Annotated in this window: 8 protein-coding genes; all 8 read right to left on the bottom strand. The window is 59.8% G+C overall.

Annotation, left to right across the window (positions count from 1 at the left end; all coding sequences use genetic code 11):
* Positions 1-205: 205 nt before the first annotated feature.
* A complete protein-coding gene (gene cdd, locus HKN06_01535) occupies positions 206-598 on the bottom strand; it encodes a cytidine deaminase (GenBank protein ID NNF59992.1) in 393 nt (130 codons plus the stop codon).
* A 111-nt stretch (positions 599-709) separates the two neighbouring features.
* Positions 710-3,718 (bottom strand): TonB-dependent receptor, encoded by a 3,009-nt coding sequence (locus tag HKN06_01540; protein NNF59993.1) that lies wholly within the window; start codon positions 3,716-3,718, stop codon positions 710-712.
* A gap of 340 nt (positions 3,719-4,058) precedes the next feature.
* Positions 4,059-5,126, bottom strand: coding sequence for an endonuclease/exonuclease/phosphatase family protein (locus HKN06_01545; GenBank protein NNF59994.1), 1,068 nt, complete (start codon positions 5,124-5,126; stop codon positions 4,059-4,061).
* Positions 5,127-5,129: 3 nt separating this feature from the next.
* A complete protein-coding gene (locus tag HKN06_01550; protein NNF59995.1) occupies positions 5,130-7,763 on the bottom strand; it encodes a DUF2339 domain-containing protein in 2,634 nt (877 codons plus the stop codon).
* Positions 7,764-7,790: 27 nt separating this feature from the next.
* Positions 7,791-8,546 (bottom strand): sulfite exporter TauE/SafE family protein, encoded by a 756-nt coding sequence (locus tag HKN06_01555; GenBank protein NNF59996.1) that lies wholly within the window; start codon positions 8,544-8,546, stop codon positions 7,791-7,793.
* Positions 8,546-9,643 (bottom strand): prephenate dehydrogenase/arogenate dehydrogenase family protein, encoded by a 1,098-nt coding sequence (locus tag HKN06_01560; GenBank protein NNF59997.1) that lies wholly within the window; start codon positions 9,641-9,643, stop codon positions 8,546-8,548. Before HKN06_01560 ends, HKN06_01555 begins: the two co-directional genes overlap by 1 nt.
* A gap of 36 nt (positions 9,644-9,679) precedes the next feature.
* The gene (gene cysK, locus HKN06_01565) at positions 9,680-10,633 is read right to left on the bottom strand and encodes a cysteine synthase A (protein NNF59998.1); all 954 of its coding nucleotides are present in this window, start codon (positions 10,631-10,633) and stop codon (positions 9,680-9,682) included.
* Between the two features lie 108 nt (positions 10,634-10,741).
* Positions 10,742-11,155, bottom strand: a complete 414-nt coding sequence (locus HKN06_01570) for a DUF937 domain-containing protein (GenBank protein NNF59999.1) — start codon at positions 11,153-11,155, stop codon at positions 10,742-10,744.
* Positions 11,156-11,497: the final 342 nt, after the last annotated feature.

Genomic DNA, 11,497 nt, shown 5'->3' on the forward strand with positions numbered 1-11,497 from the left:
CCGACGAGCATAGTATCGACGATCTGCTGCCGGGCTCTTTCAAACTGTAGGAGCGGCTTCAGCCGCGTAAATCGGGGTCAGACCGAAATTATTCGCCACAATTGTTTGAAGCAATGGCTGGAATTGACTTCGCTTCTTAAACTGCAATTGTGGCGAATAATTTCGGTCTGACCCCGATTTACGATTTACGCGGCTGAAGCCGCTCCTACAGTTTGAAAGAACCGGGCAGCAGGTCGTCGATGGTCTGCATATCAGGCTCGCCTGACGCGTCCAGCAGCAGGATACGCGCATCGTCAGCGGCAAACTCGGCGATGGTCTGGCGGCAGGCGCCGCAGGGCGTGCAGGCCTCGGGCTCTTCGTGCCCGCCTACGATGGCAATTATTTTTATCTGTGTGCCGCCAGCAGCGATCATGGCGCCGACCGCATTGGATTCGGCGCAGGTGCCAACCGGGTAAGAGGAATTTTCGACATTGCAGCCGGTGTATACGTCGCCGTTTTCGTCGACGACGGCTGCGCCCACCCGGTACCCGGAAAACGGTGCATAGGCCCGCAGGCGTACTGCGCGGGCGCGTTCCAGCAATCTTGCGTCATCGGCCATCAGCCAGATCATACCCTGTAGGAGCCGCCGTAGAAATCGGGGTCAGACCCCGATTTCCCGAAAAAAAAGGCGGCCCGGAGGCCGCCTTTTTACTGCGTACTGAGCAGTTGATCAGAAATCGTAGCTCACACCAAAACGGATCTCGTAACGCGAAGCGTCGCCAATGCGTGGCTCCTCAGTGCCTTCCGTGACGGTACGCGGGAAGTTGTGCTGACGCAGAACCCCCCAGTCATCGTTGAGGAAGTTGGTGAAGTTATCGATCACCAGGAATGCCGACGCGTTGTGATCCTGGGTGAAGCCCGGGAAGTCCAGGTTCACACGCAGGTCGACTTTGCGCCACCACGAGCCTTCTTCCGCATTGCGCCCGACACCCGGCAGCAACACGTTGTCACGGAAATCGAGAAACGGCGTAAATCCGTACGGGTCGATCGTACCGTTATATGTGATGCTGTAGGGACGGCCGGAGTTGGCACTACCGTACAGCGACACAGTCAGGTCGAGGTTGTTGGCAAACGACTTGCGCCAGTTACCCGACATGGTGAAGCGGTGCTCGATATTGTAATTCGAGCGCGACAGCACATCTTCCTGCGGATCGAAGAACGCGCGATTCTGGTAGTTGGAGAAAGCTACCGAACTGGTCATCGGCTGCACATCTTCCGCATCGTTCCAGGTATAGCCCGCGCGCCAGTCGATACCGATCTCGGGGTGATCCTTTGCCAGGCTGAATGACAGCGTCTTCGACTGGTTGCCTTTCGAGCTGTTGGTCAGAACGAATGTTGGCTCGCGGACGCTGTCATACTCCGGATAGCCATCCGCATTGGTGCCTGTCTGCTCCAGATCACCGTGCAGTATAATCGCAGAATCCTGGCCTTCAGTAATCAGCAGGTCTGCCGCAAAGGTCAGTTCATTCTGGAACACATGCGTCATGCCCAGGGCGATTTTCCACTCCGAGGGCAGCTCGAAGTTGGGATCGAGGTAGTTGATCTCGAAGTTGTCGCCGGTACCGGCAGCAACCGCATCAAACAGCTCCTGCGGAATACCGTAGCCTGGCCCGGCGCCGGCGGGCGCAGTGGACTCGACGGCAGCGTAGACCACATCGGAATCGAACAGCGTGCGGCTGCCGTCAGTATAGCCAAACGACCTACCTCTTTGGCCAAACTGCAGCACGTTGTTGGCCGAGAAGTTATTCGACAACCACACGTTCGGGTCACCGCCCGAATACAGGCCAACACCGCCACGGAATACGGTGCGGTCACTGTGATCGTAAGTGAAGCCTATACGCGGCTGGATCAGCCCTTCGCCGTCAAGGTTTGTGGAGTTGGAAAAGCCGTAGTCGCGAACAAAGTCGGCGTTTTCACCGGGCGCGTCGTCGGTCGAGTACCAGTCGTAGCGCAGGCCCGCGACCAGGGTCCAGCGGTCGGCCGGGCTGAACTCATCCTGGAAGTACAGCGAGTTGATGTCATAGCCCCACACCGCAGCAGCATCCTGCGCGTTGTTGGAAGGCGCGTTGTTGTAATAGATCGCATCGGCAAGCCCGGCCCGGAAATTGTCGATACCGTCGAAACGTATCTCGGTTTCGGTGTGCTGGACAAACAGGTTGAAAATGTCCAGCGACTCCCGCTCCAGGCCAAAGCTCAGCAGGTGACCATTGTCGAGGTAGTAATTACCCTTGAAGGCAAAGTTGGTCACATCGTAGTTGAGCTTGTTGGCCTGGCGGCTATCGTCACCGCCGAGGTAGACATCGACATCGTCCAGCTCAACGCGGATTTCACCGAAATCAGTGCCACCAACGGAAATCTGGCGGTTGTCCAGCTCCAGGTAGCCCAGCCTGATTTCGGTGGAAAAGTTCGACGTCCAGTCGGAATACAGCGTACCCACATAGGAATTGAGTTCGGCACCACGCTCGTACAGATGGTTGAGGAACTCGAACTCACCCTGGTCGCCATCTGACTGGGTGAAGTTCTCACCGTCGTTGTAGGTGTAGGTGAACGCAGCGCGATGTTCGTCGCTGATGTTCCAGTCAAACTTGGCCAGGAACTTGTCGTCGCCATGATCGAGACTGGCCGGAACGGGGCCCGGGTCGTAAAGGTACAGGTCACGGGCAATCTGGGCGATCTCATCCAGTTCTGCCTGCGTCACCATGATTTCATTGACAGCGCCCGACCCTTGCGGACCACGATCGAACAGGTTGGCGCCTTCCAGGTTCTCGTAGGCAACGAAGAAGAACAGCTTGTCCTGGATGATCGGCCCCCCCAGGGTGAAGCCGAAGCGATTCTCGGTGTAATCAACGCTGCTGATCTTGTCGCCCTCCAGCTCATCGCCCCGCAGGCTGTCGCTGGTGTAGTCATAGAAAGCCGAACCGGAGAACTCGTTACCACCTGACTTGGTCACCGAGTTGATGTTGCAGGCGGAAAAGCCGCCATATTCGACATCAAACGGGGCCAGCTCGACGGCCACCTGGCGGATCGCGTCATAGGAGAACGGCATGCGCTCGGTGGGGTAGCCGTTCGAGTTCAACCCGAATGAATCGTTGAGGCGCACGCCATCGACGGTGAGGCTGTTGAAGCGCGAGTTTTTGCCAGCGCACTGGATAGCATTGATGTCGCCGCGGGATTCATCGACGTAGACACGCGGGTCGGCGCGAATCACGTCGGTAATGTTGCGGTTGATCGCGGGGGAGTTTTCCAGTTGCTCGATGCCAAATGTGCTGCTCGGCCCGAGGGCCACCTGGAATTCTTCACGCGGTGTCCCGATAACCGTAACCTCTTCGACAGAAGCGGCTGCCAGGTCAAAGTTGATCGTTGCGGTCCTGCCAAGATTGACACTCACCGCCTCGGCTCTTTCGCCACCGTAGCCCGAACCCGTCGCGGTCACGGTATAACCGCTGCCGATGGGAAGGTTACGCACGTTGTATACACCGGCCGAGTCAGTCTGCACGGTTCGTGTCAGGCCAATGCTGTCGTTGGCGACTATAACGGTTGCACCGGTTATCGGGCTGCCGTCAGCATCGGTGATGACACCACGAATGGCAGAACTGGTTTCCTGCGCAAATGCGGATGGCACGAGTAGCAGCAAAATCAGGGCGCCTGTCAGTGCCCTGGAAATACTCTTAGTCATGATGGCTGATCCTTAAAGTAGAACATCAACAAATAGCCGGGCAGCGGGCTGCGCGGCCGGATTTCTGTAAGACGAAAGTTGCTACCAGCAAGGGCAGCGATCTGGATGCGAATTTTTTTGGAGTTTGAAAACTCATTATCCCCCTTCCGCGAGCAATCCGATCTGGCGCCAGACACCCGCGTCACGGTTGGCACGATACGAAAATACCGCGGCGCTGTCACTGTTGCGCGCACGCAAAAAGCCACGTTGCTGGCGTGCACTACAATGCGAATGCGCGTCTACTGCTGGCGGACGACGCCGGCCCTTTTGAGCGGATTTTTAACTACTCAGCGTGACTTGTTGTTTAGCGGCGTTTTTCGATTGCGACCATCAGTGGCCAGTGATCCGAAATGCCGGTGCCTGCTGGCAGCTCGAAGCGTTGAGGCGTCCCGGCGGGGCTGGTCTGTCCTGGTGCTTTATTAACCAGTTGCGCAGAACCCGGCGCGATGCGCCATGTCGCTTTTTCGCCACGTTGCGGCCGTGACCAAAGTATCAGGTCGAGGAATGACCATGAATCATTGGGCGGATAATAGTACGTGCCGGGGCAGCCGCCACAACCATTGCGGTGTGCCAGTTCCCACGACGGCAAAACCAGTCGCGTGAACATTTTGAACTGGGTATTTTCTGCCGCAGTGGTATTGAAATCACCGGCCGCGAAGGCAGGCCGGCCCGGCGGCAAGCTGTCACGCAACTCGTGCAACCGGCGGTAGGCCTGCTCACGCATGGCGCGCGGGTGAAACGGCGCCGGAAAATGCACCGCGTATCCGGTCAGCAGGCTGCCATCCGGCAACCGGAATGTTGCCTCGAGTATACCGCGCGTGTCTTTTAACCTGTCGTCGAAATCCGGGTGCGCCACCGGGTGCAGCACCGGCTCACCAACCAGCGGCAGGCGACTTAAAAAAGCGACGTCTATGCCGCGCGCATCATCACCTTCGACCAGAACAGCTTTGTTGTAACGTGCCGTGGACAAAAAACCATTGCGCAGCTGCTCCAGTACGTTGATGTTTTCCACTTCCTGCAGCGCCACGATATCGGGACCGCGACCCTCGTTAGCCTGCAGGATGGCGCGCGCCACTGCCGACAGCTTTATCTCGAGCGCGACGTTGTTCCAGTCGTAGTTCAGGCACTGGTCGCGCCAGCGTTCCACCGGCAGCTCGTTGCAACGCGCGCGATGGACGTCATTCTGTTTCGTTTTCAGCGGCAGATACGTGGAATCGTCCTTGCCCGGGTCATCGCGGGTATCAAAAAGGTTTTCGACGTTGAATGTCATGATGGTCACCGGCGCATAGCCAGCGTCGCCATCCGGGACCGTCGGCTGCGCGCAACCGGTCAGTATCAGGGCGGCAATAAAAATGCCTCGCACTGCATTCATGTTCTAACCCTCTTCCGAAACCGGCTGCCGCGGTGGCGCCGGTGCAAAATATCCCACGACCAGTAACAACGCGCCGACGCCGATAAACGAAACAATACGCGCCACGGTACCACTGTTGCCCAGGTCAATAATGAACAGCTTCACCACGACCAGCGCCATCAGGGCAGCCCCGGTCAACCACAACCAGCGCCGCGCACGCTGCGTACCCAGCACCATGCCGGCAAAACCCAGCAGCCCCCAGTAAATCGACAGCGCTGCCTGCACTTCCACCGACCGGGTGAGAGAGTAATGACGCCACGGGACATTGCCCAGGTGGTGCACGCCACGCACCACCGCCAGCGTGGTCAGCACGAACGCGGCTGTGCCTAAAACAATGTACGCCCGCCGCTGGCGATCCTGCGAGGGCCATTGTTGCGCAGCCTCGATGATCCACAACCAGGACGCTGCCAGGCCGGCAAACATCACCACATCATAGGGATTCAGGATCGGCAGGTAGGGCAACGGCAGCGGATTGCCGGGCGCATCGATACTGAAGCCGAAGATGTACAGCAGGTTCAGCGCAAGCAGGACAGCGGCTGCAACCAGATAAGCCGGCCGTTCCACCTGCAGCGGCCAGGAAAAAACCGGTCGCAATAACCAGCAGGCCAGGCCCGCAATGGCAAGCCACAGGCTCACCGCGGTATTGCTCCAGGTTTCCACCACCATCCACCAGTCCAGTTCCCAGGCGACGAGCCAGGCAAAAAACAGCACGCCGGCAACATGCCATGTCCTGCTGACCACCGTACCGGTAGTTATGGGACGCAATACATACAAATGTGCAGCCGCCGCTGCCAGCCAGGGAAGTGCTGCGTACGACTCCAGCGGATGACCACCGAAGAAACTGCGCCCGAGCGCCGTAACAAACAGCAGCGGCAGCATGACCAGGGCACCGTAGCGGGCATGAGTCCAGTCAAGTTTCCTGGCGACCAGGCCTAACACCGCGCCGCTCACTACAAAGAAACTGACCAGCACCGGGTACTCGTACATGTGGCGTACCCGGTCGTCGATTTCCAGCCCACCGGTAATGCACCACCACGCGATGCCCCAACCCAGCAGCAATACCGCGGCTATACGCTCGAGCACATGCTCCATGCGGCCGAGCTGGCGCGCGCTGAAAAAGCCCGCCAGGCTCAGCAGAACACCGCCAAATACATTGGCGTTTACCAGCGGGACGCCGGCATTGTGATCCCAACCACCATTAACGTAGGCGGCACCGGCCATCAGGATCAACACACCGCCGGCGACGCGTGCCAGCAAGCGGCTTTGCCGCGCACCAAGCCACACCAGTGCCGCACCCTCCATTGCCCACGCGGATGCCGTCCAGCGTGCATCCAGTGCCAGCGGGATGGCCGCCGTGGCAAAGGCCACACCCAGCGCAATGTACGAATCACGCAGCAGGCCCAGCGCTTTGCCACGCGCGGTCAGCCACCACGCCAGCGCGCCGTAAAAAACCGCCAACAACAACGCGCTGTAGGCCAGCCCGTAGTCGGTGTGGCGCAGCATCGCCGACTGCAGCCCGAACGCGACGATCGGCGTGCCAAAAACCAGCGTGCCGTCGACCAGCCCACGCAGCTTCGGTGGCTGGCGCAAGGCAAACAACACCGCGGCAGCCTGGTACAGCAGGAAATGCGCGATGAGAAACGGTTCGGTCGAGGAAAAGTACGGCGCATCGTAGTACTTGTAGCCCCAGGCAACGCCGATACCGAAAGTGAACAGGAAGCCAACAAGATTGAGCTCGCGCCACGACTTGAACCAGGCAATGCCGACGATAGCGACGTTGAGCAGCAGGTAGTAACTGAACAATGCCACGTGACTGCCCTGCCCGGTCGACGCCAGCACCGGCGCGAGAAAACCGCCGGTGACTGCCAGCACTGCCATGGCACGGGCGTTCTGCACAACGGCCAGCCACACCGCCGGTATAGTGAGCAACGCCAGCAACAGGAAGGCTGGCAGCGGTGGCAACAACCCGTATAACCGGAATGCGGCGAAGATGGTGATATAGATAATGCCGACACCACCACCCTGCAGGCTCAGCGCATAAACCCGCATGCGATGACGCAGACGCCAGCCGATAACCAGCAACACAAGTCCGAACAACGCGGCAAAAACCAGTCGCAGCCACATCGGCACGTTCAGCAGGTTGCGATCAACGGCATACTTCAGCAGGAAGGCAACGCCAAAGAACGAGACAATCACCCCGACCTTTACCGGCACGTTGCCGGTGGTAAACCATTCCTTGACCTTCTCGACTATGGGGTTTGGTTCAGGCGGCGTCCGCTTGCGTCCGAAAGCGGGTATCGCGTCGGATGGTTCGGCTTCGGTCGACTGCATCGCGGCATCGGGCACGGCGGCGACTTGTTCGCCAACTGACGACGGTTCGTCGTCCATTGCGCTCGCTGCAGGCACAGGTCCGGTAGCAGTTTTTGACGGCGGCAGCGGTTTGTTTTCGAGCCGCCGCACGCGGCTGGACAGTTCACGCAGTTCGGCGAGCAGCAGCGCTATAACGAGGCCGATCACCGCGCCGAAGGCGAATCGGCCGCCGCTCAGCACCAGCACACCGGTTATCGCGCCGACCAGGGCATACCCTATTTTTGTCATCGTGCTCCGCCGTTGCGCAGGCGCCAATCAGCCACTCACGCCATCATAGAGCAGGCGCAGACCCACTATGAACAGCATCACGTAGGCAATCCTGAAAAACAGCTTGTCAGAAACACGCCGATGCAGCCAGACGCCGGCGGCAATGCCGGCAGGTGCCAGCGGCGCCAGCACGGCGGAAGTCCACAGATTGGTGGCGTCGAGCTGCCCCAGCCAGGCGTAGGGAATGAGCTTGGTGTAGTTGACCACCGCGAAAAACAGCACCGTCGTACCGACAAACAAGGTACGGCTCATACCCTGTGTCAGCAGGTACATGTTAATCGGCGGTCCGCCGGCGTGGGCGATAAAGCTGGTGAAGCCGGCGACCATGCCGCTGCCTGCGGCAGCCGGCCAGCCAGCCCGCCGCGTGTGATGCGCAATCCATTCGCTCAGCCCGAACCAGTGATTCAACGTGAAGGTGATGGCAATGACCCCCAGGATGATCCGAATCATGGCTGTGCTCATGTAACCGAACAAGGCCGTACCGATAGCGATGCCGAGCACGGCGCCGGGCAGCAGCGATTTTTGCAGGCGCACGTTGAGATGCTCGCGATACACCCACAGGCCAAACAGATCCATCAGGCACAGCAGCGGCAGCAGGATACCGGCCGCCTGCACCGGCGAGACCACCAGCGCCATCAGCGGCACGGCCGCGACGCCGAGGCCACCGCCGAAGCCGCCCTTGGCGATGCCAAACAGAAAAACCGCCGGCACCGCTGCCAGATAGAACAGCGGATCAGTGATCATTACTCTGCGCGTTTGCTGCTGAGATAATCGCGACCGCGCTGCATGATGCGGGCAAAGGCGGCCTGGTCGCCACCATCGATCACTGCCCGCAATTTTGTGAGCGACTGCTCGAGAGCATCCAGCGCATCACGGCCGTGTTCGTTGAGCGACTGGATCTCGTAGTACACCTCGGGGCTTTCCTCTGACACGCGGCTGGAGACTGCCAGCTGCGCGTCAAAAGTAGTACTGGATATCTCTGCCAGCCGCGGCACCGACTGCCCGCTTTCGACCAGCGCATTGAAAAACGCAATGTTCAGCGCGTGCGACAAACCGAGGACGAAAGCTATCAGCTTGTCGTGTTCATCGAGGTCCATTTCGGCCGTTTCGACCATGGTCGGTTCGAACAGCGCACGAGCTTCGGCGACGGCATCGGGCGCACCCAGGTCGATAAAGATCACATGACGTCCGGACAACAGCTCTGTGTCCGGCCCGAACATGGGGTGAAGCGATACAACCCGGCAGCCGGCCGCTGCCGCAGCCTCCAGGCCTTTGCGTATCGGCGTTTTCAACGATGCTATGTCCATCAGCAAGCCAGCTGGCTGCAGCGCTGCAAGTTCGTGCAGGAGTTTCTCAGTGACACCAAGAGGCGTTGCAATAACAATCAGGTCGTAGTCGAGATTACCGCTACGCCAGTCAGTCAGATTCGAAAACGCGTTGTCTGCGCAGGCGGGATCGGAAATAACTACATCGAATCCCTGTGATGCGAGAAACTCGGCAAACCAGCGCCCCATCTTGCCGCCGCCGCCAATCACAAGCGCGCTGCGGCCGCGGCCGTGATCGGTAGCGCTGACGCTGGCCTGCTCCTGGTGTACCAGCGACGCGCGTATCAATCGCCGCATCAGCGCTTCGGCCAGGTCCGTGGGCAGGCCGACACTGGCTGCCTCGGTGCGGGCGAGCTCGATAACTTCGCGCTCGCGTTCGTAGTCGCGCGTGGGTTGACCGCTGGCACGTTTTATCGCGCCAATCTGATCGGTTATGCGATGGCGCTCTGCCGCCAGGTGCAGCAGCTGCCGGTCCAGTTCATTCAGTCGCTGGCGTAATGCGTTTAGGTCTTTCACAGCGTTCCGGCGGCGCAAAGACCACGATTGTACGCACTACAGGCTGGCAAGCCACTCGTCGTCGGAACCGTCGTGTATTTCCTCGAACAGGTAGGCACCGAGGTATCGCTCACCGGTGTCCGGCAGCATCACCAGGAATACCGCACCGGGCTGCGCTGTCTTTGCGACTTCAATTGCGGCGGCGAGCGTGGCACCGGCAGAGATGCCGACAAAGATCCCCTCTTCGCGCGCCAGCCGCCACGCCCATTCTTTGCCGGCCTCGTCGGTTACCGGCACCAGTTGGTCGTGCACCTCGCGATTGAGTACGTCAGGCAGGAAATCGGGCGTCCAGCCCTGGATTTTGTGCGGCTGCCAGTCGGCCCCGGACAGCATCGCCGCCCCGGCCGGTTCCGTTGCGATGATCTGCACATCCGGGCGGCCGGCCTTTATCACCTCGCCGGCGCCGGTCAGCGTGCCGCCGGTACCCCAGCCGGTAACCCAGTAGTCGAGACGGCGGCCGGCAAAATCTCGCAGGATTTCCGGCCCGGTAGTCTGACGATGGAACGCGGGATTGGCGGGATTTTCAAACTGGCGTGCAAGAAACCAGCCGTGCTTTTCCGCCAGTTCCTCGGCCTTGCGCACCATGCCTGAACCGCGCTCGGCCGCCGGCGTCAGTATCACCTTCGCGCCCAGGGCACGCATGATCTTGCGTCGCTCAACGGAAAAACTTTCCGCCATCGTCGCCACAAACGGATGACCCTTGGCCGCGCACACCATCGCCAGCGCGATGCCGGTGTTACCGGATGTCGCTTCGATGATGGTCTGGCCGCGATCCAGGGTTCCACGGCGCTCGGCGTCATCGACAATGGCAAATGCGAGCCGGTCCTTGACTGATGCCATCGGGTTGAAAGACTCGATCTTGACGTATATTTCCACGCCATCGGGCACAATGCGATTGAGCCGCACGACCGGCGTGTTGCCGATCGTCTCCAGGATGTTGTTGTAGATCATCGCGTCACTCGTTGGCCCAACATCATCCGAATATAGTTGGCGCGGGTGCTCGTCGCCAACAAAAAACGGGGCCCGCAGGCCCCGTTTCGCGAACAGACCGTAATCTGTTTACTTGAAGAACTTCGAGGCGAGTCCGCCCAGGCCCTTCAGGCCGCCGACGGAACCGAGCAGTTCACCACCACGGCTGGACTTGTCGATCAGGTCAGGCAGGAAATTCGACAGGCTTTCGGCCGCCTGGCTCTGATCGATACCCAGCTTGGAAGCGAAATCGGCTACCTGGCCGGAACCGAGGGCTTCGGTCACCTGGTCGGCGCTGACCGAGGCGTTGTCGCCGTCGCCGAGCCACGACTGAGCAACGTCTGCCAGACCGCCGCCGCTGAACTTCTCCACCAGACCGGAAAGCGGTGAGCCGCCTTCGCCACCGCCGAGCAGGTTGTCAACCGCAGCCTGGGCGGAACCGGAGTCGGCGTCGCCACCCAGCTTGCTCATCAACATCTGCGTCGCCATTTGTTTCAGATCCATTTTTTTCTCTCCAGAGGAAATCAATAACCAGGCTGATCATTTTATAGGTCTGTACCGCGAGAGGTTGTTACGTTTGGTCAAACCCGACCCTTCCGACACAAGTGTTTACTTCCACAAATGCAGTTGGAGCGGCTTTGGCCGCTACCTGCGACCATGCTTTGTGGGAGCGGCATCCTGCCGCGATTACCTGCGACCATGCTCTGTGGGAGCGGCATCCTGCCGCGATTACCTGCGACCATGCTTTGTGGGAGCGGCATCCTGCCGCGATAACCTGCGACCATGCTTTGTGGGAGCGGCATCCTGCCGCGATTACCTGCGACCATGCTTTGTGGGAGCGGCATC

It is taken from the genome of Gammaproteobacteria bacterium (genome assembly GCA_013003425.1).
Lineage (GTDB): Bacteria > Pseudomonadota > Gammaproteobacteria > Steroidobacterales > JABDKV01 > JABDJB01.